23 protein-coding genes are annotated in these 25206 nt (G+C 72.1%); 5 read left to right on the forward strand and 18 right to left on the reverse strand.

Annotated features, from left to right (window positions below; all coding sequences use genetic code 11):
* Nucleotides 1–12 precede the first annotated feature (12 nt).
* Both ACA514_RS18545 and ACA514_RS18550 read left to right on the forward strand, forming a co-directional pair.
* Nucleotides 13–1245 (forward strand): acyl-CoA dehydrogenase family protein, encoded by a 1233-nt coding sequence (locus tag ACA514_RS18545; RefSeq protein ID WP_375042409.1) that lies wholly within the window; start codon nt 13–15, stop codon nt 1243–1245.
* On the forward strand, nt 1242–2732 hold the full coding sequence (locus tag ACA514_RS18550; RefSeq protein ID WP_375042410.1) for a class I adenylate-forming enzyme family protein: 1491 nt from the start codon (nt 1242–1244) through the stop codon (nt 2730–2732). The genes ACA514_RS18545 and ACA514_RS18550 overlap by 4 nt, the downstream gene beginning before the upstream one ends.
* A gap of 52 nt (nt 2733–2784) precedes the next feature.
* Here ACA514_RS18550 and ACA514_RS18555 read toward each other — a convergent pair whose 3' ends face one another.
* The gene (locus tag ACA514_RS18555) at nt 2785–3645 is read right to left on the reverse strand and encodes a TIGR03619 family F420-dependent LLM class oxidoreductase (protein ID WP_375042411.1); all 861 of its coding nucleotides are present in this window, start codon (nt 3643–3645) and stop codon (nt 2785–2787) included.
* A 458-nt stretch (nt 3646–4103) separates the two neighbouring features.
* Here ACA514_RS18555 and ACA514_RS18560 point away from each other — a divergent pair, with 458 nt between their 5' ends.
* Nucleotides 4104–5741, forward strand: coding sequence for an MFS transporter (locus ACA514_RS18560; RefSeq protein ID WP_375042412.1), 1638 nt, complete (start codon nt 4104–4106; stop codon nt 5739–5741).
* A gap of 139 nt (nt 5742–5880) precedes the next feature.
* Here ACA514_RS18560 and ACA514_RS18565 read toward each other — a convergent pair whose 3' ends face one another.
* From ACA514_RS18565 to ACA514_RS18575, 3 genes are all read right to left on the reverse strand, one after another.
* Nucleotides 5881–6789, reverse strand: a complete 909-nt coding sequence (locus ACA514_RS18565) for an NmrA family NAD(P)-binding protein (RefSeq protein WP_375042413.1) — start codon at nt 6787–6789, stop codon at nt 5881–5883.
* Nucleotides 6790–6997: 208 nt separating this feature from the next.
* Nucleotides 6998–7483, reverse strand: a complete 486-nt coding sequence (locus ACA514_RS18570) for a MarR family winged helix-turn-helix transcriptional regulator (RefSeq protein ID WP_375042414.1) — start codon at nt 7481–7483, stop codon at nt 6998–7000.
* Between the two features lie 153 nt (nt 7484–7636).
* Nucleotides 7637–8476: an alpha/beta fold hydrolase gene (locus ACA514_RS18575; RefSeq protein WP_375042415.1), complete on the reverse strand. Its 840-nt coding sequence runs from the start codon at nt 8474–8476 to the stop codon at nt 7637–7639.
* A gap of 71 nt (nt 8477–8547) precedes the next feature.
* Between ACA514_RS18575 and ACA514_RS18580 the strand changes: the two genes are divergently transcribed.
* Nucleotides 8548–9501: a helix-turn-helix domain-containing protein gene (locus tag ACA514_RS18580; protein WP_375042416.1), complete on the forward strand. Its 954-nt coding sequence runs from the start codon at nt 8548–8550 to the stop codon at nt 9499–9501.
* Between the two features lie 32 nt (nt 9502–9533).
* Here ACA514_RS18580 and ACA514_RS18585 read toward each other — a convergent pair whose 3' ends face one another.
* The 3 genes from ACA514_RS18585 to ACA514_RS18595 all read right to left on the reverse strand — a co-directional run bounded on the left by ACA514_RS18585 (nt 9534) and on the right by ACA514_RS18595 (nt 11989).
* Nucleotides 9534–10184, reverse strand: coding sequence for a class I SAM-dependent methyltransferase (locus tag ACA514_RS18585; RefSeq protein WP_375042417.1), 651 nt, complete (start codon nt 10182–10184; stop codon nt 9534–9536).
* Nucleotides 10185–10290: 106 nt separating this feature from the next.
* Nucleotides 10291–11346: an alpha/beta fold hydrolase gene (locus ACA514_RS18590; protein WP_375042418.1), complete on the reverse strand. Its 1056-nt coding sequence runs from the start codon at nt 11344–11346 to the stop codon at nt 10291–10293.
* 82 nt (nt 11347–11428) lie between these two features.
* Nucleotides 11429–11989: a TetR/AcrR family transcriptional regulator gene (locus ACA514_RS18595; RefSeq protein WP_375042419.1), complete on the reverse strand. Its 561-nt coding sequence runs from the start codon at nt 11987–11989 to the stop codon at nt 11429–11431.
* A 38-nt stretch (nt 11990–12027) separates the two neighbouring features.
* Here ACA514_RS18595 and ACA514_RS18600 point away from each other — a divergent pair, with 38 nt between their 5' ends.
* Nucleotides 12028–13068, forward strand: coding sequence for an epoxide hydrolase family protein (locus tag ACA514_RS18600; protein ID WP_375042420.1), 1041 nt, complete (start codon nt 12028–12030; stop codon nt 13066–13068).
* 47 nt (nt 13069–13115) lie between these two features.
* Here ACA514_RS18600 and ACA514_RS18605 read toward each other — a convergent pair whose 3' ends face one another.
* From ACA514_RS18605 to ACA514_RS18655, 11 genes are all read right to left on the reverse strand, one after another.
* The gene (locus ACA514_RS18605) at nt 13116–14375 is read right to left on the reverse strand and encodes a 2-hydroxyacyl-CoA dehydratase (RefSeq protein WP_375042421.1); all 1260 of its coding nucleotides are present in this window, start codon (nt 14373–14375) and stop codon (nt 13116–13118) included.
* A complete protein-coding gene (locus ACA514_RS18610; protein ID WP_375042422.1) occupies nt 14375–15502 on the reverse strand; it encodes a 2-hydroxyacyl-CoA dehydratase in 1128 nt (375 codons plus the stop codon). The genes ACA514_RS18605 and ACA514_RS18610 overlap by 1 nt, the downstream gene beginning before the upstream one ends.
* Nucleotides 15503–15507: 5 nt before the next feature.
* Nucleotides 15508–16746, reverse strand: a complete 1239-nt coding sequence (locus ACA514_RS18615; protein WP_375042423.1) for a CaiB/BaiF CoA transferase family protein — start codon at nt 16744–16746, stop codon at nt 15508–15510.
* On the reverse strand, nt 16743–17891 hold the full coding sequence (locus ACA514_RS18620) for a CapA family protein (protein WP_375042424.1): 1149 nt from the start codon (nt 17889–17891) through the stop codon (nt 16743–16745). The genes ACA514_RS18615 and ACA514_RS18620 overlap by 4 nt, the downstream gene beginning before the upstream one ends.
* Nucleotides 17888–18763 carry an alpha/beta fold hydrolase gene (locus tag ACA514_RS18625; RefSeq protein WP_375042425.1) on the reverse strand — a complete coding sequence of 292 codons (876 nt, stop codon included), beginning with the start codon at nt 18761–18763 and terminating at the stop codon, nt 17888–17890. Before ACA514_RS18625 ends, ACA514_RS18620 begins: the two co-directional genes overlap by 4 nt.
* Complete coding sequence (locus ACA514_RS18630) at nt 18754–19680, reverse strand: alpha/beta fold hydrolase (RefSeq protein WP_375042426.1); 927 nt, start codon at nt 19678–19680, stop codon at nt 18754–18756. The genes ACA514_RS18625 and ACA514_RS18630 overlap by 10 nt, the downstream gene beginning before the upstream one ends.
* Nucleotides 19677–20393, reverse strand: coding sequence for an ABC transporter ATP-binding protein (locus tag ACA514_RS18635; protein WP_375042427.1), 717 nt, complete (start codon nt 20391–20393; stop codon nt 19677–19679). Before ACA514_RS18635 ends, ACA514_RS18630 begins: the two co-directional genes overlap by 4 nt.
* A complete protein-coding gene (locus ACA514_RS18640) occupies nt 20390–22201 on the reverse strand; it encodes an ATP-binding cassette domain-containing protein (protein ID WP_375042428.1) in 1812 nt (603 codons plus the stop codon). The genes ACA514_RS18635 and ACA514_RS18640 overlap by 4 nt, the downstream gene beginning before the upstream one ends.
* Complete coding sequence (locus ACA514_RS18645; RefSeq protein WP_375042429.1) at nt 22194–23045, reverse strand: branched-chain amino acid ABC transporter permease; 852 nt, start codon at nt 23043–23045, stop codon at nt 22194–22196. The genes ACA514_RS18640 and ACA514_RS18645 overlap by 8 nt, the downstream gene beginning before the upstream one ends.
* A gap of 16 nt (nt 23046–23061) precedes the next feature.
* A complete protein-coding gene (locus tag ACA514_RS18650) occupies nt 23062–24270 on the reverse strand; it encodes an ABC transporter substrate-binding protein (protein ID WP_375042430.1) in 1209 nt (402 codons plus the stop codon).
* A 206-nt stretch (nt 24271–24476) separates the two neighbouring features.
* Nucleotides 24477–25199, reverse strand: coding sequence for a TetR family transcriptional regulator (locus ACA514_RS18655; RefSeq protein ID WP_375042431.1), 723 nt, complete (start codon nt 25197–25199; stop codon nt 24477–24479).
* Nucleotides 25200–25206: the final 7 nt, after the last annotated feature.

Raw genomic sequence — 25206 nt, forward strand, 5'->3', positions numbered from 1 at the left:
AAGGCGGAACCCATGACCGGCACCACCGAGAGCATCGAGTCGTTCCGCGCCCGCGCGCGGGCCTGGCTCGCGGACAACATGCCGCGCCTGGACACGGACGCGGCGCGGCTCAGCGGGGACGACCCCGCCCACTGGGACCGCGCCCGGGAACTGCAGCGCAGGCTCCACGCCGGCGGCTTCGCGGGGATCTGCTTCCCCGAGGAGTACGGCGGGCTCGGTCTACCGCACTCCTACCAGCAGGCCTTCAGCGAGGAGGCCGAGGGCTACGAGATGCCGATCGTGCTGAACATCCCGTCGTTCAGCATCTGCTGCGCGACGCTGCTGGACGTCGGCAGCGAGGAGCAGAAGCGCGAGCACATCGGGGCGGCGATCCGGGGCGAGGAGGTGCTGTGCCAGTTCCTCTCCGAGCCGAGCGGCGGCTCGGATCTCGCCGGCCTGATCACCCGCGCCGAACGGGACGGGGAGAACTGGGTGGTCAACGGCGCCAAGATCTGGAGCACCTTCGCCTACGGCGCCGACTACGGCCTCTGCCTCGCGCGCACCGATCCCGAGAAGCCGAAGCACGACGGGCTCACGATGTTCCTCATGCCGACGCGCGCCCCGGGGCTGACGATGAACCGCATCCGGATGGCGGACGGCACGGACGAGTTCTGCGAGGAGTTCTTCGACAACGTCGTCCTCGGACCGGAGCACGTCGTCGGCCGCGTCAACGACGGCTGGACGGTGGCGTCACGGCAGCTCTACCACGAGCGCACCGCCGTCGGGGGCGGCTCGATCTACACCAGCGGCTACGCCCAGCCGCCGACCAGGCCGCGTCCCGACATCGTCGACCTGGTCAGGCGGACCGGGCGCGCCGCCGATCCCGATGTGCGGCGGACGGTCGGCGAGGCGATCGTGATGTCGACCGTCCACGAGCAGCTGGTCGAGCGCGTCTCCGCGGGGATCGGGGGCGGTCACCTTCCTCCGACGGCGGCGTCGGTGCCGCGGTTGTTCCACGCGGAGGAGAGCGAGGCGCACGCCGACGCCCTGGTGCGGGCCGCCGGCGCGTCGGTGGCCGTGGCTTCCGCGGGGAACGCCTTCCAGGACGTGGGGCTCCACTATCTGTGCCGCCAGGCCGGAAGTCTCGGCGGCGGCAGCTCGGAGATGGCGCGGAACCTCATCAGCGAGCGGTTGCTGGGGATGCCGCGGGAGCAGGCCGCGGACCGCGGGATGCCGTTCAACCAGATCAGGCGGGGGGCGCGGTGAACCTCGCGGTCATCCTGGACATGGTCGCCGACGGTTCCGCCGACCGGGTCCTGATCGGCGACCGGGCGGGAGGCATGACCGCCGCGGCGCTCCGGGAGAGGGCGGCGGCCGGAGCGGCGCGCATCGCCTCGGCCGGCGCCGACCGGCTGCTCTACCTGGGGCCGAACGGCCCTGCCTTCCCCGTGGCGCTGTTCGCCGCCACGCTGGCGGGCGTGCCGTTCCTGCCGCTCAACTACCGCTACGGGGACGGCCAGCTCGCCGACGTGCTGGGCCGCCAGGACGACCCGCTCGTGGTGACCGATGACCCGCAGCGGGTCCAGGACGCCGCGACCATCAGGGTGGACGACTTCCTCTCCCTGCCGGCCGCGAAGGCGACTCCGCGGGACGCGGGGGAGATCGACGCCGAGTCCGTGGCGGTGCTGCTGATGACGAGCGGTACGACCGCCGCGCCGAAGAGCGCCGTGCTCCGCCATGCCAACCTGGCCGCCTATATCTTCGGGTCGGTCGAGTACGGAAGCGCAGGGGAGGACGACGCGACGCTGGTGTGCGTGCCGCCGTACCACATCGCGGCGGTCGCCAACGCGCTGTCGAATCTCTACTGCGGACGCCGGATCGTCTACCTCGACAAATTCACGCCGGACGCGTGGCTCGACCTGGCCGAGCGGGAGCGGGTCACGCACGCCATGGTGGTGCCGACGATGCTGGTGCGGATCATCGCAGAACTGGAGGCCCGGGGCGCCCCGGGGCCGTCCTGCCTGCGGTCGCTCTCCTACGGCGGTGCGAAGGTCTCCGGCGAGGTGGTCGAGAAGGCGTTGCGGCTCTTCCCCGACACCGGTTTCGTCAACGCCTACGGCCTGACGGAGACCGCCTCGTCCATCGCCGTCCTCGGGCCGGAGGACCACCGCGAGGCGGCGTCGAGCGCCGACCCGGGCGTCCGCGCCCGGCTCGGGTCGGTCGGGAGGCCGCTGCCCAACGTGGAGATCGAGATCCACGACGAGGACGGCCGCCCGGTCGGCCCGCAGGTCGTCGGCGACATCGTCGTGCGCGGCGGTCAGGTCGCCGGGGAGTATCTGGAGGCCGGCCGGGCGGTGCGCGCCGACGGCTGGTTCCCTACCCGTGATCGCGGCTACCTCGACGAGGCCGGTTACCTGTTCGTGCGCGGGCGCGCGGACGACACGATCATTCGCGGCGGGGAGAACATCGCCCCCGCCGAGATCGAGGACGTGGTCAACGCCCATCCCGCGGTGCTCGACTGCGTGGTGGCCGGAATCCCGGACGCCGAGTGGGGCCACCGCATCGGCGCGTTCGTCATCGCCCGCCCAGGTCGGACCCTGGACGAGGCCGAGCTGCGCGCCTGGGTCCGCGAACGGCTTCGCGGCTCCAAGACCCCCGACCAGGTGATCACGGTCGACGCGTTCCCGACCTCGCCCACGGGCAAGATCCTCCGCCGGGAACTGGTCGCGCGGGTCGAGAGCGCGACCGTGTGAGGGTCTAGGGCCCGCCGAGCCGCCGCCGAGCCGCCGGCGGGCCCTCCCGTGGCTAGGACAAGGCCTGCAAGGGGGTGAGCACCTCGTCGGCGAAGCGCCGCATCCCGTCGAACGCCTCCCGCGAACTGGTCCACGGCGTCACGATCAGGCGAGTGACCCCGGCCTCGATGTGGCGCTCGACGTCCTCCGGGCTCGAGACCGCGCCCGCAGCGGGAAGGGTGACCTCGATCGGGCTCCGCCTTCCGGCCTGGTCGGCCAGTTCCCGCAAGCGGGCCAGGGATCGGGGCAGGTCCTCCAGGGCATGGTTCATCGGCATCCATCCCGCGCCGACGGTGGCCGCGCGGCGCAGCGCCGCGGCCCCGTCGCCGCCGATGTGCAGGGCGGGGCCGCCCTCCTGTACGGGCTTGGGCTCGAACGCGACCGGCTCGAAGTCGAAGAACTCACCGTGGTGCTCCACGACCTTCTCGCTCCACAGGCGCCGGCACACGGTGATCGTCTCGTCGACCCGCGCCCCGCGCCGGTCGAAGTCCAGGCCGACGGCCTCCCACTCCGCGCGCAGCCAGCTGGCGCCGATGCCGAGCGCCAGCCGTCCCCCCGACAGCACGTCCACGGTCGTCGCTCCGCGCGCCGTCACGAACGGATGCCGCAGCCCGATGTTGTACACGCAGGTACCGAGGCGGATCCGCGTCGTCCTCGCGGCCAGGTGGCCGAGCACCCCGAAGACGTCGAACGCCGGGATATCCGGCGGGATGGGCGGATGGTCGGCACCGTGGTGGGGACTTCCCGCGGCGCTGAGCGGGACGACGAGGTGTTCGGGGATCCACAGCGACTCGAACCCCAGCCGATCGGCCTCCGCGGCGACCTCCGCCCACCAGCGCGGGTTGACGGAGCCGAGATGCAGACCGATGTCCATTGAGGCCTCCATGGCGGTTGCGGGCTCGCGCCCGGTCGGTGGTTCGTCTCGGACGGGGGCGGCCCCTGGCAGGCGAACGCGTGCTCAGAAGCCTCTGGTCGACGCTCAAGTGGTGGCCCGCTGGGTCTTGACGTGGATTCGTCGGCCCAGCAATATCGAAGTCGATATCGAAGTTACCATACGACCGCGAGGAACCGGAGGCCGGGGGACAAGGCCTCCCGGCATCCGGACCGCGCATGACGACCAGGGAACCGAGGTTCTCGCAGCCGCGGCGGACACCGCCGCGTTTCCCGGCCGCAACGCGAATCTCGTTGCGGCGCTCTCCAACGTGACTGCTCCCCAGCGCTCGGGCGACGGGCCGCACCGGTAACCGGTACGGGCCGGACCCGGCGCTGCCCACCCCCGGAAGGCCGCCGCGTTCCCGCGGCGGTCATCTCCCGCAGGAGCGGAGGAAGTTCATGACAGAAGAAATCGCCGCCTCGGAAACGGGCCGCGAACCCGGCCCGCCCTCGGCGGCCGAGGAGGACGCCGGCCGGCTCACCGGTGCCTCGCCGCTGCGCCTGGTCGCGGTCCTCGCCCTGCTCGTCCTGCTGACCGAGATCGTGCCCCTCCAGTCGCTCATGGTCTCGGCGGTCATGCCGAAGATCGGCCAGTCGTTCCCGAACTCCGGTCACAACATCGCCTGGATCCTCACCATCCAGGGCGTCGTCAGCGGCGCCACCATCGCCATCATCGGCAAGACCGCCGACATGTACGGCAAGAAGGTCCTGCTGCTGGCGTGCGCCGTGCTGTTCGTCGCGGGTTCGCTGCTGTGCGCGCTGACGTCCAGCTGGCCCCTCTTCCTGGCCGGGCGCGGCATCGAGGCGGTGTCGTGGGGGATGGTCGCGGTGAACTACGGACTCCTTCGCGACATCATGCCCCGCAAGTGGGTCCCCATCGCCGTGGCCGTCATCGGCAGCGGGGTCGGCGGGGCCGCGATCATCGGCCCGCCCGTGGTCGGCGCGATGACCGACCACTTCAGCTGGCGGTCGGTCTTCTGGTTCCTCACCATCTACACCGCCGTGCTGGCCGTCCTCGTCGCCTTCCTCGTCCCCGAGTCACCGCTGCGCGCACGGCAGCGCTTCGACGTCGTCGGAGCGGTGCTGTTCGGCGTCGGCATCGGCGTGACGCTCATCTACCTGAGCGAGGGGAGCAGCTGGGGCTGGAGCGACGCCGGCTCCCTGGCCTACCTCGCCGCGGGCCTGGTGATCCTCGCCGCCTTCTTCGCCTGGGAGCGCAGGGCCGCCGCGCCGATGCTGGATCTGAGCATCCTCCGCATGCCCGCGGTCTCGATCATCTACGCGGTGGCCTTCCTGCTCGCGTCGGTGCAGGCGCAGATCTCCATCCTGGTCCCGTACATGTTCCAGACGCCGAAGGAGAGCGACCTCAAGCAGCAGATCGTGGAGGGGGCGGCCGCCAAGAGCCACACCCCGGTGCCCGTCATCTCCGACATGATGAGCTTCCGAGGCGACATCAGTTACGGGGCGGGCTACTCGGTCCTCGACATGGCCGTCCACATCACGATCTGGACCGCGGTGTTCTCGATGGTCTTCGGCATGGTGTGCGGCTGGCTCTGCCGGCGGCTCGGCGCCCGGATCCCGCTGATCATCGGTGTCGTCGCCACCGGAGCGGCCTGCGCGCTGTGGATCAACTGGCACTCCACGTGGCAGCTGCAGGTCGCCATCGGCGTCCTGTTCGGCCTGGGAACCGGATTCCACCTGGCCTCGTTCCCGAACATCCTCATCGACTCCGTCTCCGCCCGGCAGACGGGCATCGTCACGGCGATGGCCTCGGTCTTCGGCTCGGTCGGCATCGCCGTCTCCAGCGCCCTGCTGTCCTCCATCCTGGCCGCCCATCCCTTCCAGACGGTCACCACGGTGCCCGGGCGCGGCACGGTCGTCTCCGACGTCCCGCAGGTCTTCACCGATCCCGGCTTCAGCCTGGCGTACCTGCTGCTCGGCGTGGTCCCCTGCGTCGTGGCCGTCTTCATCGCCTTCCCGCTGCGCGCCGGACGCGCGCCCGCGCGAGGCGGCGAGGTGGTCGCCCGGCCGGCCTGAGCCGCCGTCCCCGGTAGGCCGCCAGAACAACGGCCTACCGGGACCACGGCGCCCCAGCCAGGCGAGGCTGGGGCGCCGAGCCCGCTCTCCGGCTACGCCCTCTTGCAGCCTTCCAGGATCGACTCCGCGAAGGCGCGCGTCAGAGCGCGGGTGCGGTGGCGCGTACGAAGTCGGTCAGGGATTGCGGCGTGACCTGCGGGTACCTGGCGTTGTCGAGGTTGTCGAACTTGGCTTTGCCGCTCACCATGCACCACTGGTACTGCAGCGCCACGTAGTCGAACGGGTTGTCGGTGAGGGCCGCCTGACGGGTGATCTCCGCGCGCAGGTCGTCGGCAGCGCCGAGGTGGCGCAGCTGCAAGGTGCGGCCCGAACCGCGCTGGACGGCATCGTGGAACTGGCGCATCGACATGACCTCACCGGCGAAGCGCAGCGTGCCGGACGCGGCCGGGTCGAGGGCGACGGCGGCGGTGTAGGCGGCGGTGTCCGCCACCGAGGTCAGGTCGAGCGGCTGGTCGGGGTCGCCCCAGTGCGACAGGGTGCCCTGCTCCCAGTCGATGAGCCCCATGAAACCGGTCATCACCTCGTAGAAGGCCCCGTTGAGCACGGAGACCACCTCGAGGGCGGTGCCGACGCGCGCGGCGGCGGCCTGCCGGCGCCAGCCCATCATGAAGTTGTCGCCGTCATCGAGCTTGGTCATGTCGACGGCGAAGTCGGACGGGACGAACCGCCGGGCGCCGGCCTTCTCCGCGGCGCGCACGAGGTTGGCCTGCCCGTCCACGATCACTTCGGGGCCGCCCTGGACGGCCGAGATCACGGTCGTGGCGTCGCCGACGGCCTCGGCCAGGTGCTCGACCGGACCGGTGATGTCGCCCTCGACCAGCTCCAAACCGCCGGTCCGCGAGGTGGACAGGGCACTGACCTTCTCCTCGCCGGTGCCGGGCCGCACCAGGGCCCGCACGGGAACGCCCTGGTCGAGAAGGGCTCGGACGATCTGACCGCCGAGCAGTCCGGTGGCACCGGCCACAAAGATCTTGGGGAAAGAGGACATGACGTGTGGACTCCTTACTGGAAATCAACTGGGACGTTCACCCGCGTTCGGGCGTGCGAGGGCCGGGACCGGGCAACCCCGGTCCGGGCGAAGGGAAGTCAGCCGCCGCGGATGGAAGCGCAGCGACGTATCGGGAATGGCGTGCAGCGTCGCGGCAGCACGGGACTTCTACGTCCCGGCGCGGACGGACGTCAGAACCGCGATGGGCTCACGGCCCTTTCTTGATCGCTTCGCTGAGCGCGCCGAGACTCACGGCCAGTTGCTCGACGTCCGCCGCCTCCCAGTCCGCGAGCAGGGCGCCGATGGCGGCCGTGCGCGCCTTCCAGAGTTTGCTGATGGCGAGTTTCCCGGCCCGCGTGACGCTCACCAGCTGTGCCCGGGCATCGGCCGGATCGGGGCGCCGTTCGATGAGGCCGCGCGACTCCAGGCGTTTGGCCGGAGGCGACAGGGTGGACTTGTCCACCTCCATCAGCTCCGCCAGGACCGACAGCCGCACCGGCGCGTGCAGCGACACCTGGGCCAGCAGGGTGTAGTCCCCCAAGGACAGCTCCAGCCCGGACGACGCCATGATCTTGCGCCGCGTGGCCGGAGCGAACATCCAGTTGCCCACCGTGGCCAGGGCCGCCGCCACTCCGTCGACGTCCCGGCGCCGCGGGCGAGACGGGCCGTCCGTGCCGGCCGACACCTCTTCCATCCCTGCGCCCTCCCCGAAAGGTTGGTTGTGTCAAACCAACTATTGCGCAGGAGGGGACTCGATGCAAGCGCATGTAACCAGGGATCCTCGGCGGGATGCCGGGTGTGCGGGCAGCGGCCCGGCTTCCGCGACCGCCGGGCAGGGCGGCGACGATTACGGCGTGAGGAAATCGATGAGGGCGCGGGCGATCTGGTCAGGGGCGTTCTCGGTCGGAATGTGGTCCGCGTCCGGGATCCGCACGAGTGTGGTGTGCGGAATCTCCGAGGCGAACTTCTCTGCGTATTCCACTTTCTCGAAGCCGTCGTCTTCACCCCAGATCAGCAACTTGGGCTTTGCCGACCGCTGTAGCGCGGGAACCAGTTCAAGGGTGTAGCGGCTGTCGGCTGCGCCTGCCATGGCCAGCCAGGAGCGGCGGACCCGCGGATCGGTCCACGGGTCCACATAGTCGGCGATGCGCTGCTCGGTGGCGGCACCGGCCAGCGCCGCCTTCACGGCCTGTCGGCGGGCGGCGAGAAGTTCGCCGGCGGTGGTCGCCACGGCGGCCTTCGGGTCCCGGAACCGGGCCACATGGGGCGCCGGCCAGGAGTCGTAGAGGACCGAGTTGACCAAGGCCAGCCGGGGCACGTCCAGCCGATCGTGGACGAGCAGATGCTGCGCGACCGCGCCGCCGATGTCATGGCCCGCCACGGCGATCGGCCCGGAAAGCTCCAGCGCGGACGCGAATCGCGCCACCCACTCCGCAAGAGCCGGGACCGTGGCCGTCTCCAGGGTGAGTTCGCCTCCGGAGCGCCCCAGTCCGGGAAGATCGACCGCAAGGGGCCGCAGCCCTGCCTCGGCGAGGCGGCCCAACACCGGCAGCCACACCCGGCTCCAATACGTTCCGTGCAGCAGCAGCACGACCGGGCCGTCCTGCCCTGCGGTCAGGTAGCTGGCCGTTTCGCCGTCGACCTGGACCGTGGTTCTCCGCACGCCCGTCTCAGTGGTTTCGCTCATGGGACCACGGTGCCCCGGTGTCCGCCTCCAGGCCGAGAGTCCGAAAAGACATCTATGGGTATGTTCCTGCCATGGACCGTCATCAGGTGGTGGCCCTGCTCAGCCCGCCCCAGTCACCCTTCGAACTCGCCTGTGCCGCCGAGGTCTTCGGCACCGTCCCGCCGGACGCACCGGCCCGCTACGACTTCCGGATCTGCGCCGAACGCCCCGGCCCCCTGCAGACCACCGGCGGCTACCCGATCCTCGTCGGCGCGGACCTGACGGCGTTGCAGGAGGCGGACACCGTGGTCGTCCCCGGCTGGCAGCCGCCCGGCAGACCGGTGCCGCCGGCCGTCACCGAGGCGCTGCGGGCCGCCCACCGGCGCGGGGCGAGGATCGTCTCCATCTGCACGGGGGCGTTCGTCCTCGCCCACGCCGGACTGCTCGACGGCCGCCGCGCCACCACCCACTGGCGCCGCACCGCCCAGTTCGCCGCCGCCTTCCCCGAGGTGGAGGTAGACCCGGACGTGCTGTACGTCGACCACGGCGACGTGGCGACCAGCGCCGGATCGGGTGCGGGCATCGACCTGTGCCTGCACCTGGTACGCCGCGACCACGGCGCGGCGTACGCCGCCCAGATCGCCCGGAACATGGTGCTGCCGCCGCATCGGGAGGGCAGCCAGCTGCAGTACGTCGCCCAGCCCGTCCCGGCCAAGGCGGACGGGTCGTTGGCGCCATTGCTGGAATGGGCCGCCTCCCAGCTCGACACCCGGCTGACCGTCGCCCGGCTCGCCGAACGCGCCGGGCTGTCGAGCCGCACTCTCGCCCGGCAGTTCACCCGGCAGCTCGGCGTCAGCCCTGGACAGTGGCTGCTCGGCCGGCGCCTGGACGCGGCACGGGTACTGCTGGAACGGACCGACCTTCCGGTGGAGGCCATCGCCACCCGGGTCGGCCTCGCCTCGGCGGTCAACCTGCGCCGCCGCTTCCGGGCGCGCCTCGGCACCACCCCCGGCGCCTACCGGCGGACCTTCGGCGAAACCCGATAGGTAAGCAGGCCGATGACGCGGCCCCCGGCCTCTTAACGGACGGCGATGCCGGCGATCTGCGTCCGGACCGGGACGAAGCTGGAACGGAACTGGAACTCGGTGATCTCCACCGAGGCGAACCCGGCCGCGCGGATGGCGGCCGCGGTGTCCCGGTCGGTGTGGCAGCCCTCGAAGGCCCACTGCCACGGCCGGCGTACCAGCCGCTGGACGCGCCGGACGGCGCCGTGCGGCGCGGCGACGTGCTCGATGAACGCCAACCGTCCGCCGGGCCGCAGAACCCGGTGGATCTCCCGGAGCACCTGGGCCGGGTCGTGGACGGTGCAGAGCACCCAGGTGCAGATCACGGTGTCCACACTGGCGTCTTCCAGGTCGATCGCCTCGCCCGGCACCGGATGGATGGTCAGGTCGATGCCGTGGACGGCCGCCGTACGCTCCAACCGCGGATGGAAGTACGGATTGGGCTCAATGGCGTGCACGATCGTCCTCGGCGGCAGGTAGCGCAGATTCGGGCCGTTGCCGGCGCCGATCTCGGCGACGACGCCGCCGGTCCGGGGAAAGATGTCACGCTTGTGGCCGGCGAGCCGCTGGTTGATGTAACCGGCCATGAGCGCGAAGAACACCGAGTTCAGGCGCCCGCGTACGGGATTCGGGCTCAGCGCCGGCAACGTGCTGGTGTCGGACATGTGCCTCTCCTCGATAGGGACACGGTCGTGGTCCCTGAAGGATCCGACGGCGAACGGCGTCCTGTCAGGCGGGGAATTACGCCAGGCTCTACCTGAATCCGCTACCTCAACGGTCGCGCCGGGCCCACCAGGCGGCGATCTGGGTGCGGGAGCGGACGTCGAGCCGTTGGCGGATCCGTTCGACGTGGCCTTCGGCGGAGCGTTCCTCGATCCCCAGGCGCCGGGCGATCTGGCGGTTGCTGAGCCCGTCCGCGACCAGGGCCGCGACCTGGAGCTGCCGGGGAGTGAGCACATCGTCCGTCGACGGCGGGCCGTGCCGTTCCGGCGTGCCCGTGGGCTCGCCCAGGTACTCCAGGACGGCGCGGACCACCGAAGCGGAGTCGCCGGCCCAGGCGAAGTGGCTGCGGCCGGGGAGCGTGACCAGTTGCGCGCCGGGGATCCGCGCGGCCAGGTCGCGGCCGAGCCGGTACGGGATCGCCCGGTCGCCGCGTCGGTGCAGCACCAGCGTCGGCGTGACCACCCTGTCCAGCTGGTCCTCCACGCACGCCTCATAGCACTGCTCCAGCAGCTCGCAGGCGAACTCCGCGGTGGCCGTGCCCCGCTGCAACCGCGCGAAATGCGCCTTGGCGTCGGCGGCGGCGTCGGCCATGAAGATGTCGGCCAGCACGTCCGAGCCGAGCCCCCAGTGCGCGCGCACCATGCCGAGCACGGCCTCCCGGACCTGCGGGGAGGCGACCTGGCGGCCGTCGGCGTAGCCGCCGTAGACGATCAGGCGTCCGACGCGCTCGGGATACCGTGCGGCGAAGGCCAGCGACGCCGCCGCGGCCGTCGAGATGCCCAGCAGGTCGAAACGCTCCTGCCGCAGATGGTCGGCGACCGTCCGCAGCACTTGCACGTTGGTGTCCACCGTCTGGCGGCACGGCCACGGATCGGACAGCCCGCAGCCGGGCTTGTCGTACAGCACCACCGTCCGGTGCGCGGCCAGGGGGACCAGGAACGCGCGGACGGCCGGGTCCTGCCACAGCAATTCCAGATGGCTGATCCAGCCGGGAGGAACGATCAGCGGGGGCCCGTTGCCGACCGTGCCGTACGCGATTCGCACCCCGCCCTCGGCGGCGCAGAAACGGATCTCGAAGCGCGGCTCGCGACCGCCGTCCACCACTCAGGCCCCCACGCCGTCCTCGGTCCGGGTGACTCGCGGTCACCTTATCGGGGCGGGGCTGGCCGGCGGCCGCGCGAGTCGGTCAGCCGTCGGCGAGGCGCTGGATGGTGGTGCTCAGCCAGGCCTGGAGATCGGCGGGGTCGCCGAGTTCGGAGCGCAGGACCCGGCGGCGGGTCGAGACGCCGAGCACGAAGGCGTCGATCGCCGCGGCCCGGCCGCGGGCCTCCGCGTCGTCCAGGCCGCTGTCGCGCAGGTAGCGGTGCAGCGGCTCCAGCGAGTTCGTGTCGAGGAAGGCGGCCAGCGCCTCCGCCGCCTCCGGGCGTTCGCCGGACGCGCGTTGCAGCACGAGCAGCGGGTCCTCTCCGGGGGCGCCGGACCAGCGTTGGACGATGCTCGCCGCGAGGCGCGCCCCCAACGCGGAACGGTCGCCCTCGAAGGAGTCGGACACCGGGATCTCCACCCGGGTCGCCGCCAGGAAGAGACCGTCCTTGCCGCCGAAGTAGCGCGTGATGAGATTGGGCGACACCCCGGCCGCGTCGGCGACGCCTTTGACCGTGACCGTCGTGTACCCGTGCCGGGCGAACTGGCGTTTCGCGTGCTCCAGGATCCGCTGCCGGGTGGCGGCCGCGTTGCGCGAAGTCATGTGTATGAGCATACACATTCATGTGTACGCTCGTACACATGAATGACGAGATGCGGGAACGACTCCGGCGGACGCGGCGCGTCACGACACCGTGGAGTGACGACGGGACGCGCGGCATCAGCGCCGCCCGCCTCGACGAACTGCTCGAGCGCTGGGCGGACGGGTACGACTGGGGCCCGCACGAGCGCCGCATCGGCGAGCTCCCTTGGGCGACCGTGCAGGCGGGCGGCACCGACCTGCGCGTGATCCATCAGCGGTCCGCAGACCCCAGGGCCCCGGTCGCCGTGCTGCTGCACGGCTGGCCGGACTCGGTGCTGCGGTTCGAGCGCGTCCTGCCCTTGCTCGCGGACATGCACGTGGTGGTCCCCGCGCTGCCGGGCTTCCCCTTCGCGGCCCCGCTCACCACGCCCGGTATGTCGGCCAACCGGATCGCCGGGATCGTCGCGGACGCGCTGGGCGGGCTCGGCTACTCGCGGTACACGGTGTCCGGGGGCGACGTGGGCGGTACCGTCGCGGAACTCCTCGCGGCCGAACACCCGGACCGGGTGGCCGCGCTGCACCTCACGAACGTCGCCCCGCAGCGTGCGCTCACGGCGGACCCGGCGAAGCTCGCGCCCGACGCGGCGGCCTACCTCGGCCGGGCGGCGCGGTGGTTCCGGACCGAAGGCGGATACATCGCGGAGCAGTCGACGCGTCCGAACACGCTCGCCATCGCCCTCGGCGACTCGCCCGCGGGCCTCGCGGCCTGGATCGTCGAGAAACTGGACTCCTGGTCCGACGAGTCGGCCTTCACCTCGGACGAGCTTCTCACCTGGGTCAACGCCTACTGGGTCACGGGCACGATCGGCACCTCTTTCGCCACCTACGCCGAACCGGTCGCCCTCCCTGGCCGGATCGACACGCCGACCGTGCTCTCCGTCTTTCCGCGCGATATCAAACCGGAGCCGCGAAGCTATGCCGAGGCGTTCCTGAACATTCGCGAGTACGTGGAACACCCCGCCGGGGGCCACTTCGCGGCCTGGGAACAGCCCGAGGCCTACGTCGGCGACCTACGCCGTGCGGTCGCACTAGGCGGCTGAAACCCCGTCACCGACAGCAGGCCGGACCTTTTGGCGGGGGTTTCTCCCTACTTCGGGGCTTTGGTGGTGACGCGGGTGGTGAGCCAGGCGTCGATCTCGGCGCGCACGGCGGTCAGGTCGTAGGTGCGCTGGTCGACGTTGTCGGCGCGCAGTTCGAACACCGGGATGCCGGCGCGTTCGAGCGCCTCGGTGATGAACCAGCCGCTGCGGGCGTCCTCGCCGACCAGGTGCACGACGCCGTCGACCTGGTGCAGGCGCGCCTCCTTGAGGTACCACTCGGTCGACCACGGCGGCCGGTAGAGCTGGTCGGAGAAGGCGGCGAAGCGGGCGGCGAGGGCGCGCATCGGGTCGTCGCCGTAGCGGATGTAGCCGTCGGCGGCGATCGCCAGGTACATCGACCAGACGAAGACCGCGCCGTGGCGTTCCTCGAAGTGGCGGTAGAAGTCCATGTCGTACCAGAGGCCCCGGCCGATCCACATGAGCCGGACGCGTTCGTCCGGGCACGCGGCCTCGCCGGCGGCGACGCGCTCGGCGACCTCGTCGTGGAAGCGCTTGGCGGCGTCGCGGGCCCAGACGGTGCCGCGGTGCCACTGCGGAATCATCACGCTGGAGATGCTGTCGTCCACGCGCAGCGGGACGGGACGGGTGCGGGCGATGAGGTCGCGGGTGCGGCGGTTCCATTCCTCCTGCTCGTTGACGAGCGCCATCACCTCGCGGAAGCGCGACTCGCGGAAGACCCGGCCGGTCGTGGTCTCCAGGAACCGGACGAGGCCCTCCAGTTCGGAGACCATGAGGTCGAGGCGGGGCGTGCCGACGGCGGCCTCCCACTGCTCGGGCATCAGGTCCCACCAGTTGACGGGGACGGTGTCGGCGGCGGCGCTCTCCAGCGGGTAGTAGGCGATGCCGTCCTGCTCGTCCCAGATGTCGAACACCTTGCGGGACGTGTCGCCGGTGGTCTCGCCGAGGACGATCGAGGGGCGGGGCAGCCCGCCCCACGGCGGGTCGGCGACCTCCGTGAACGCGGACGCCAGGGAGGTGGCGCTGTACTGCTCGGAGTAGTCGGGGTAGCCGTACTCGCGGAGTGTCCGCAGGTATTCGCCCGTTCGCTGTTTGGCGGCGACGACGGACGCCCACCACTGGTTCACCACGTACGGGATGCCCATCGCCCGGAAGATCTCCTGCGGGGCGTCGGCGTTGACCAGGGCGAGGGGTTCGCCGCCTGCCACGGCCTCGCGGAGCTCGGCGAACCATTCCCGCTGGTAGCGGGTCGCCTCTTCGGAGGAGGCCAGAAGCTTCTGCCGGGCCATCAGAGGGCTTCTCCGTTCGGGGGAGCGGCGCGCAGGGCGTCCGCGATGAGGGGCAGGGCGTCGGCGCCCAGTTCGCCGTAGTGGCGGTGCTCGAGGATCACCGCGGGCACGCCGGCCGCCTCGCGCTGGGCGGGGAAGTCCCACGCGGGGGCCTCGTCCATGGCGCGGACGTAGGAGACGAGCAGGTCGGGACGGGAGCGTTCGGCGGTGGCGGCGGTCTGGCGGGCGCGGGCGTGGATCGACGACCGGGCGGAGGTCGGCCCGCGGTACTGGTAGCGCTCGGCGAGCGCGTCGAGGGTGGGCTCGCCGACGAGGGGCTCGGCGAGCGCGTCGCCCCAGTCGTGGTCGTCGGCGACGATCACATGGCCGGCGTCCTCGATCGCCCGGTACACCGCGGGACCGTCGTGGGCGCTGCCGGTGAGGTAGATCCGCCGTCCGCCATGGCGCGGCAGATCGGGCTCGGAGCACAGGAGCCGGTCGAGGAGGACCGCGTGGTCCTCGGCGGGGAGCGCGGCGCCGGCGCCGATCGCGATCAGTGCGTCCTCGCCGCGCAGCGCGGGGCGTTCGGCGGTGCGCAGCCGCCGCAGGGCCCGGATCATGCGCCGGGCCTCGTCATGCCGCTGGACGGCCTCCGACAGGTCGTCCTCACCGATGCGCCGCCCCGACCAGCGTTCGAGCAGTTCCTTGGTCTCGGCGATCCGGACGCGGTTGTATCGGGTGGTGGTGCGGTGCGGCAGGTGCAGGACGTCGACGAGATGCGTGCGCGGCAGAGCCGGTTCGACACCGAGCCGCTGGAGTTCGCGGACGGTGTAGAACAGGCGCAGGGAGCCCGCGCAGTCGTTGGAGATCAGCAGCAGGTCCAGGTCCGGTTCGCCGTGCAGCAGCCCCGCCAGGATGGAGCGCGACGCGGGGTCCAGGCCGGTGCCGAGGTAGCGGTCGGCGAGGGCGCGGTCGCGGCCGGGGTCTCCGGCCAGGCGCACCGGCAGCGCGCCGGCGGCGGTGACGAGCTCGACCGGGACATCGGCGCCCACGCAGCCGACGACGGGCGCTCCGGTCGCGCGCCACCGCCGGATCGCGGCGGGACGGTCGTGGTAGGCGTCGCGGAGTTCCTTGAGCGCTGAGGGCACGGGGCTCACAGGACGCCCTCGTCGGCGAGCGCGGCCAGGCGCCCGGCGGAGTAGCCGAGCAGGTCGCCGAGCACCTCCTCGGTGTGCTGGCCGAGGTGGGGCGCCGGGCGGTCGAGGCCGGTGCCGGAGGCGGAGAACGTGATCGGGATGCCGGGGCCGAGCAGGCCGGTGGGGCCGTGGTCGGGGTGGACGAGCTCCACGACCTCGCGGCGGGCGAGGACCGAGGCGTCCCGGACGGCCTCGGCCGGCTCGCGCACCTCCGCGGCCGGGACGCCGTGGTCGGCGAGCCGCTTGACCACCTCCGCCCGGGCCAGCCCGGACGTCCAGGACCGGATCATCTCGTGCAGCTCCGCGGCGTTGCCGACGCGCCGGTCACGGGTCGCGAAGCGGTCGTCGTCGGCCAGTTCGGCACGTTCCATCGCGGCGAAGACGCCGCGGGCGAACGCGTCGGTCGGGCCGCACAGCGCGATCCAGCCGTCGGCGGCCGGGAACACCCCGAACGGCGCGAGCCGGGGCACCATCGCCCCGGTGCGGGTCGGCAGCCCCATCGCCTCGAAGGCGTCGAACGGCTCGCACGACAGCAGCGAGGTGAGCGCGCCGAGCATCGACACGTCGACGTGCTGGCCCTCGCCGGTGCGGTCGGCGTGCATGACGGCGGCGAGGGTGCCGACGACCGCGTAGAGCGGGGCGAGCAGGTCGCCGACGGGCAGGCCGAACCGCACCGGGGGGTCGCCCGGTTCCCCGGCCGTCATCATCACGCCGCTCAGGGCCTGGATGATGGTGTCCATCGCCTTGCCCGTCCCGGATCCGCCGCCCTGGGCGCCGAACCCGCTGATCGAGGTGTAGACGATCCGCGGGTTGGCCTCGCGCGCGGCCCGGTAGCCGACGCCGAGCCGGTCGGCGGTGCCGGCCGCGTAGTTCTCGACCACCACGTCCGCGTGCCGGACCAGGTCGGCGAAGACCTCGCGGCCTCCCGGCTTCTTGAGGTCGAGGGTGATGCTCTTCTTGTTGCGGCCCCGGGTCAGCATCGACACCGACATGTCCCTGGCGTCGCCGCGTTCGGCGGCCGGGCCGTCCGCGCGGGCGTAGGGGGAGTTGCCGCGCGAGCTGTCCCCGCCGATCGCCGGGTTCTCGATCTTGATGACGGTGGCGCCGAGGCCGGCCAGCAGCAGCGTGGCATAGGGGCCGGCGAGGGCGGTCGTCAGGTCCAGGACGGTCCGGCCGTCCAGCGGTCGTGCCGTCATCGCGCGCCCCCGTTCACGTCGGTCAGTTCGATCTCCGTGTCGCCGCGCCACCGCGTCGCGGTGTTCAGTCCCGCGCGGCGTCCGATGTCGTCGATGTAGCCGGCGACGTCCTCGCCGCCTTCATGGCGCCCGCGCGGTACGGGACGTCCCTGGTCGTCGATCCAGCAGGGCACATAACCCGCACCGGTGATGCCGGACGTGTCGAACCGGACGGTGGCGATGGCGGTGTTCCGGCTCTCCGGATGGAAGGGGTAGAACGGCATGCCCGGATCGGGCGCGAACCCGTAGAGCTCGACGCGGCGGCGTGCCCAGGCCTCGATCTCGGCGCTGTCGCCGCCGGTCGGGGTGAGGGCGCGGGTGACGGTCACGAAGTTGCCGAGGCCGTGGTAGATCGGGCGGCCGCGGTACACCTCGATGCCCCGCATGATGTGCGCGTGGTGGCCGATGACCGCGTCGGCGCCCGCGTCGATCGCGGCGTGCGCGACGGGCCGCTCGTACATGGCGATCGCCGCCGGGGTGTGGCCCACGCCCTTGTGGAAGGCGACCAGGACGGCGTCGGCCTCGGCGCGGGCGGCCCGCACGTCGCCGGCGAGCCGGTCGAGGTCGTCGGGCTCGGCGAAGGTGTAGATGCGCGGCGGTCCGCCGGGGCTCGCGTGGTCCAGCTCGTAGTGGGTCATGACGTGGACGTACGCGCAGCCCGCCTTGGCCGACGTGGCCCACGACTCGCGCGGGCCGACGCAGTTGTAGCTGAGCACGGCCAGCCGCAGCCCGCCGCGTTCGACGATGGCCGGCCGCCGGGCCGCGGGCAGGTTCGCGCCCGCTCCGGTCGTGGCCAGGCCGTTGGCCTCCAGGTGCCGGACCGTGTCGGCGATGCCGGACGCGCCGGCGTCGTAGACGTGGTTCCCGGCGAGGGTCGCGACGCCGAACCCGGCGCCGGGCAGCGCCGCGAGCGCGGCCGGGTCGGCGGGCGGGGCGGGCACGTCGGTGCTGGTCCGCTCGGTGGTGCCGGAGTGCGGCACCTCGATGTGGGCGACCGCGATGTCGGCGCTCAGCAGCGTGTCCCGCGCCGGGTCGAAGAACGAGGGCGCGTCGGGCTCGTCGAGGATGACGTCGCCGACGGCCATGACGGTGATCTCCCCGCTCATGCGCCGATCCCGATCCCGCTCCCCGTCGCGGGCAGTGGCTCCGCGACGCCGTTCAGTTCGTCCACGAACACGCGCACCTCCCGGACGAGCCGCTCCGGGCTCTCGGTGCCGATGAAATGGCCCTCGTCCTCGAACAGCACGGCCTTGGCGCCCTTGACCGAACGCGCCGCGCGCAGTGCCGACTCCGGCGAGATGACCCCGTCCCGCATCGCCGCCAGGATCAGGACGGGGACGCGGATGCCGCGCAGCACCTCCTCCAGCTCCTCGTCGGTTCGTGCGTCTGGAAACGGCTTGCCCTGGTTGATGAGGGTCTCCCGTTCGGGCTGGGCGAGGTAGTGCTCGACCCGGCGGGCGATCTCCTTCTCCCGCGCCGCCTCGCGCGCCGGGTCGTCGGTCGGCCCGTACATGATCCGGAGCTGCTCGGCGATGACCTCGGGGGAGCGGCGGTTCTCGATCATCCGGCGGCGGCCGGCGGACGACCCGGTGCCGCCCGCGCGGTCGTGCGGGGTGCCGACCACCGAGACCAGGGCCTTCAGCCGCTCGGGCCGGCGGGCCGCCACGTGCCAGCCGATCCCGCCGCCGTGCGAGATCCCGGTGTAGACGAACCGGTCGACGCCGAGGCGGTCGGCGAAGGCGCAGACGTCGTCGGCCCACTGGTTCAGCCAGCCCTGCGCGGGCGGCTCGTCCGGATGGCTGGACCCGCCGTAGCCGCGCGCCTGGATCGTGTAGACGTGGTAGCCGGTGGGCGGCGCCGCCAGGCACGCCGGGTAGGCGTGCGGGTCGAACGCCATCGCCGACGACAGGACGATCTCGTCGCCGCTGCCGTACTCGTCGTAGTGGAGCGTGGCGTCCTCTAGGTCCATCAAAGGCATGGGGAGCTCTCCTCGGGGTCGGGCCGGCGATCCGGCGCCGACGTCGATGCGGCATGGGCGAGGAACAGCCGGATCTGGTCGATCAGGGGCTCGGGCTCCTCGTCCAGGAGCGTGGTGTGGCCGTGGTCCTGGAACAGGACGAGGCGGGCGCCGGGAACGGCGCCGGCGGCGCGGAGGTTGTCGTCGGGCCGGCAGAGCCGGTCCTGCATCCCGCCCGCGACCAGGACGGGCAGAGCGATGGTCCGCAGTTCGTCGGTCACCTCCGCGTCCGTGCGCAGATGCGGAAGGGCGATGCCGGCCCGGGGTAGTGCGTCGGGATCGAGCGCCTCCAGGCCTGCCAGGTAGGACTCGCGGGCCTTCGCGCGGCGCCGCAACCGCACCGGGTCGGACGTGGGCGGGCGCATCGAGGCGAAGACCTCTTCCGCCAGCCGCCGGTCCCGGACGGCGGCCTTGCGCTGTTCCCAGCCGGACGGGGCGTCGGGCGAGCCGGTGGGCGAGCCGTCGCGGCCGTGCGGCGCGCCGACGACCGAGACCAGCGCCCGCAATGCTGGGGGCCGGTCGAGCGCCAGATGCCAGCCGACGACCGCGCCGTGCGACGCCCCGGCATAGACGTAGCTCATTTCACCGAGGGCCTCGGCCGCGCGGGCCACGTCCAGGGCCCAGCGCGGATACCAGCGGTCGCCGAGATCCTCGTCCGGGCGCAGCGTGCCGTCGGTCCCGCGCAGTTCCAGCGAAAGCACGTTCCAACCCGGCGTCTCGGCCAGCATCCGCAGCCACGGCGGACGCGACGGGCCGCCCGGTCCCTGGTGCGCCGCGATGACCGTCCGTTCGCCGTCGCCGAGCCGCGCCCAGCGCAGGTCGGCGCCGTCCACCCGCACCGTGCCCCGCACCGTGGGGGTCGTCTCGGGGCGGGTCATGGTGCCAGCTCCTTCATCAGCCGGTCCCGGACGCCCTCGGCCGCGCTGTCGACGGTGGACACGATCCGGCCGAGCTTGAGGACGGCCACGCGGTCGGCGACGCGCAGGCTGAGGTCGACGTTCTGCTCCGCCATGAGCAGGGACGTGCCCCGCCGCTCCCGCTCGGCCCGCAGCACGTCGCCGACGGTGTCGACGACGCTCGGCTGCAGGCCGTCGCTGATCTCGTCGATGATCAGCAGCCGGGGCTCGCGGAGCAGGGCCAGGGCGAGCACGAGCATCTTCTGCTCGCCGCCCGACAGCGTCCCGGCGGCCTGCCAGAGCCGCCCCTCCAGCACCGGGAAGTAGGCGAGCACCTCCTCGCGGCGCTCCGCCTTGCGGCCGCGGCGCGCGTGCATGGTGGCCGCCTGCAGGTTCTCCTCGACGGTCAGGTCGGCGAAGAGGTTGCCCTCCTGGGCGGCGTAGCCGACGCCGAGGCGCACGATCCGGTGCGGGGCGCGGCCGGTGATGTCGCCGCCGCCGACCTGGACCGTTCCGGTCGAGCGCCGGGCATGGCCCATGATCGCCTTGAGCAGGGTGGTCTTCCCCATCCCGTTGCGGCCGACGAGGGCCAGCGACTCGCCGGGGGCGACGTCGAACGACACGCCCTGGATCACGGTCGCCGCGCCGTACCCGGCGTGGAGGTCCCGTACGCGCAGGTCGAGCGTGGTGCTCATCGGACCGCCGTCCCCAGGTAGGCGCTGCGGACGACCTCCGAGCCGCGGACGGCGTCGGGCGGGCCGTCCTCGATGACGCGGCCGCCGTGCAGGACCGCGACGCGGTCGGAGACGCGGACGACGAAGTCGAGGTCGTGTTCGATGAGCACGACCGCGATCCCGATGTCGCGCAGGTGCTCCAGGACCCGGCCGATGTCGTGGCGCTCGTGGGCGGTGAGGCCGGCGGTCGGCTCGTCCAGGATGACCACGCGGGGGCGCGCCGCGACGGCCATCGCCACCTCCAGTCCCTGCCGCAGCCCGTGCGAGAGGTCGGACGACAGGGTGTCGGCCCGCCCGTCCAGCCCGGCGATCCGCACGATGTCGACCACGGACGGGGCGACCGTGACGGTCGCGCTGCGCCGCCAGAGCGACGGCGGCGCGCCGCGGCGGTCCGCCAGCAGCAGCGCCTCGGCGACGGTGAGGCTCGCGAACACCGAGGGGATCTGGAACTTGCGGCCGACGCCGGCGCGGGCGATCTCGTGCGAGGCCGGGCGGTCGCCGAGCCGGTGCCCCGGCAGCAGGAACTCGATCGTTCCCCGCGACCGCAGCCTCCGGTTGGTGACGACGTCGGTCAGGGTCGATTTTCCGGCGCCGTTCGGACCGACGATGCACAGCAGCTCACCGGCGACGACGTCCAGGTCCACGCCGTCCAGGACGCGCAGCGACCCGTAGCCGAAGACCAGGCCGCGGATGCGGACCACCGGCTTGCCCTCGCCGGGTTCCCGGGCGGGACCACCGCTCTCGGCGGAGGCGGAGGCGGAGGCGGAGGCGGCGGTGACGGTGCGGCCGCGCGGCGGGTGGCGGCGGGCGAGCAGCCGCCCGGCGAGCCGGACCGGCGGCCCGAGCAGCCCGCCGGGGACGAACACCACGACGGCGATCAGCAGCGCGCCCTCGATGATCGTCCACTGGGCGGGGAAGTGCTCGTTGAGCTTGGCGCCGGCCAGGCTCATCACGATGGCGCCGATCATCGGCCCGACGACGGTGGCGCGGCCGCCGACGGCGACCCACACGAGCATCGAGGTGGCGAGCGTGAAGCTGAACTGCCCGTCGTTGGCGACGCCGGTCATCATCGCGAACACCGCCCCGGCGAGCGCGGTGACGGCGGCGCCCGCGGTGAACACCCCGATCTTGACGTTGACGTCGTTGTAGCCGAGGTAGCGGGCCCGCGGCGCGTTGTCGCGGACGGCCCGCATCAGCAGCCCGAAGTCGCTGCGCACCACCACCAGCGCCACCGCGACGGTCACCGCCAGCAGCGCGGCCGTGATGTAGTACCAGCCGAGCGGCGTGACGTTCTGCAGGTTGAAGCCGAACAGCCCGTTCTCGCCGCCGCCGAGCGCCGGGGTCTGGTCGTAGACGGTGACGGCGGCCGTCGCCAGCGCGAGCGTCACCACGACGATGTAGAAGTCGTTCGACCGGCGCGACGACAGGCACAGCCGCGCGACGACCGCGGCGAGGACCGTCGCTCCCACCACCCCGGCGATCGTGCCGACCAGGTAGCGGCCGAACGACCCGTGCACCTCGGTGACCAGCCCGACGTCCGACAGCACCGTGGTGGCGTGGCCGACCGACAGCGCGCCGATGCCGAACCACAGCGCGTGACCGAGATCGGGGACGCCCGTGTACCCCCAGACGAAGTCGAGGCTCACCGCCACGATCGCGTACAGGAACGCCTGCGCGAGAAGCTGCTGGTAGTAGGTGCCGGTGAGGTACGGCGCCACCAGCACGACCACGGCGATCGCGGCCGTGGCGATCCCGACCGGCCTAGACATGGACCCTCCTGAACCGCCGCACGTCGATGCCGTCCGGCAGGAAGCCGAGGACGACCACGGCCACGGCGATGACCGCGACCGTCGCGTACGCGGGCTTCGACCAGTAGGCGAACCCGACCTGCACCACCGCCAGGACGACACCGGAGATGACCAGGCCGTGCAGCGTCCGGCCGGACATCATCACCGCGAGGAACGCGGGGACGAGCAGGTTCCCGGCGTAGTTGGGGCTGATCCCCGAGATCGGGCCGAGCAGGACCCCGACGAACCCGGCGAGCGCGCAGCCGAGGACGAACGTCGCCTGCCGCACCAGCAGCGTGTTGATGCCGCTGTCCTCGGCGAGCTCCGGATCGGCCATGCACATCCGCACCCGCAGCCCGACGCGGGTGAAGCGGCTCACCGCCCACATCGCCGCCACCAGCACGATGGCGGCCGCCACCAGCAGCACGCGGTACTTCTGCCAGGTCGTGCCGAAGAGCTGGAACGAGCCGTGCAGCGGCGTGGCCATGACGCGGCTGTCGGGCCCGTACCGCAACTGGATGAGCTGGGTCAGGATCAGCGACAGGCCCCAGGTCGCCAGCATCGTCTCCAGCATCCGCTCCCGGACCCGCCGCAGCAGCAGCGTCTCGGCCGCGGCGCCGACCAGCCCGGCGAGCACCGCGGCGGCGAGCGCGCCCGTCCAGAAGCCCAGGCGCGGGCCGACCTCCAGCCCGGTGTAGACGCCGACGGCCATGAATCCGGTCTGGGCGAGGTTGACGATGTGCATCAGGCCGAGCACGATCGCCAGCCCCATGACGACCAGGAGCGTGGTGGCGCTCGTATTGATCATGCTGATGAGAACGGTCATGTCGCCTCCCGCCCGCTCACTGCTTGCAGCCGACCGACGGATCGGCCGACGGGACGGTGGTCAGGACCGACGAGGAGGAGCCGTCCGAGCCGACCTTGAACATCCGCATCGGCATCGTCACGTAGCGGTTCGCGCCGGCCGTGAGCGTGCCGCTCGGCGTCTCCGCGGAGGCCGCCGACAGGGCCTTCCCGATCGCCGCCGACGTGGGGTGCTCGCCCTTGGGAAGGGAGTCGAGCGCCTTGTCGACGAGCGTCATCCCTTGATAGGGGAGAATGGCGTCACCGGGACTCACGTTCGGCGCCGCCGCCTTCAGCGCGGTGGCGTAGGTGGAATTCACGGCATTCTGAACCGATGGGTCGTAGGGACCGGCATAGATGACGCCCGCCGCCGCCGAGCCGAGCGCCCGGGCCGTCTTGGTGACCATCTGCATGTCGCCCTGGATGAGATTCTTCGTGCCCGCGTTCGCCGCGAACTGCTTGTGGTAAGTGACGTTGTCGCCCGCGACCGCGGCACTGAAGACGGTGTCGGCGCCCGACGACACGATCTTGGAGATGTCCGGCGAGAAGTCGGACGTGCCGAGCGGCTCGTAGCCGGTCCCGACGACCGTCCCGCCCTTGGCCTCGATCTGCGATTTCGCGATGGCGAAGGTCGCCTTGGGCGAGGCGGAGTCGGTGCCCAGGAAATAGAACTTCTTCGACCCGTGGGCGAGCAGGTACCCGATGAGGGGCAGCGCCGCCTGCTTGGGGGAGGGGCCGTAGTTCCACATGTTCGGGAAGCAGAACTCGGCCGCGCCGGTGGCGAACGAGACGTACGGAACCTTGCGGGCGGCGGCGACGGCCCGGCACGCCTGCGCGTTCGCGGCGGGCTGGACGGCCACGATGAGGTCGACATGGTCCTGGTTGACGAACCGCTGGCAGACCTGCGTGGAGGTGGCCGGGTCGCTGGCGTCGTCGCCCTTCTTCAGGTCGAGCTTCCAGCCGCCGGACTTCTCGTGGACCCCGACCGCGCTCTCGATGCCGCCGGTGAAACCGCCCGCATAGAGCGACGCGGTGCCCGACAGCGGTGCGATGTAGCCGATTTTGATGCTCTTTCCGTCTCCGCTCGCCGCACTGGTGCCGCACGCGGCCAGCGGAAGCAGCAGAGCGGCGCCGGCCGCGCCCAGAATCCGTGAACGGTGCCGGCGGGATGATGTGGATGGACGGCTCTCCCCGATGTTGGCGAACATTCGGGTACCTCCTTGGTGACACGACACCGCTTAAGGCGCCGAAGGAGTGCAGGGGGTGGGTGTTCAGTGCCGCTGACGGTCCACCGTCATCACGGCATGCGGGCACGAAGGCGCACGCGAACGGTGCGCCGCGCGGTGTTATGGAGTGAAGAAAAGGCGAAACGATATTCGCCCTGGACGGGGTGTGCGGGGGCCTCAGCGGCCGGTCACCACCAGACGTCCCGGTGGGCGTCCTCGACCACCTCGACGAGCCGGTCGACCGACGGGGCTTCGAGATCGTCGAAGCGCAGCGGCCGGCCGTCGCGCCGGGCGCGGACGGTACCGAGGGCCAGGTCGGCGAACTGGGCGGTGACCGCGTCGAGGCCGAGCGCGCCGCCGGCCTTGTACCACTGGGTCACGAGTGTGGTCGAGCGCATCAGCGCGATCCGCGCCAGCGACGCCGACCCGAAGGTGAAGACGCCCTCCTCCTGCCCGCTGGTCAGGACGCCGGTCCACAGCCGGTTCGTGCGCGCGCGCTGGCCGCTGATCGCCGGATGGTCGGACCAGTCGCGCGCATGCAGTTCCTGCTGCAGCAACTGGCCCATCTGCGGATGCTTGACGGGGATGATGATGTGGACGCCGATGAGGGCGGCGAGCCGTTCCTCCGGACGGTCGACGATGGCGCAGGCGTTCTCCAGCGCCTGGCCGTGCCTGCTGAGCCCTTCCAGCACGAGGTCGCTCAGGGCCTCGTCCTTGGAGCTCAGGTAGTGGTAGAGCATCGAGGTGCTCACGCCGGCGTGCGCGCCGATCTCGCGGATCCCGGTCGCGTGGAACCCCTTCTGCGAGAAGAGCTCCAGCGCCGCCTGTGACAGCCGGACGTTGGCGGGTGCGTCGTCCGCGGCCCGGCGGCCGCGCCGCTCCCGCGCCGACCCGTCGGCGTTCCCGCTCATCCCGGCC

Source organism: Actinomadura sp. NTSP31 (assembly GCF_041951385.1).
GTDB classification, from domain to species: Bacteria; Actinomycetota; Actinomycetes; order Streptosporangiales; family Streptosporangiaceae; genus Spirillospora; species Spirillospora napierensis.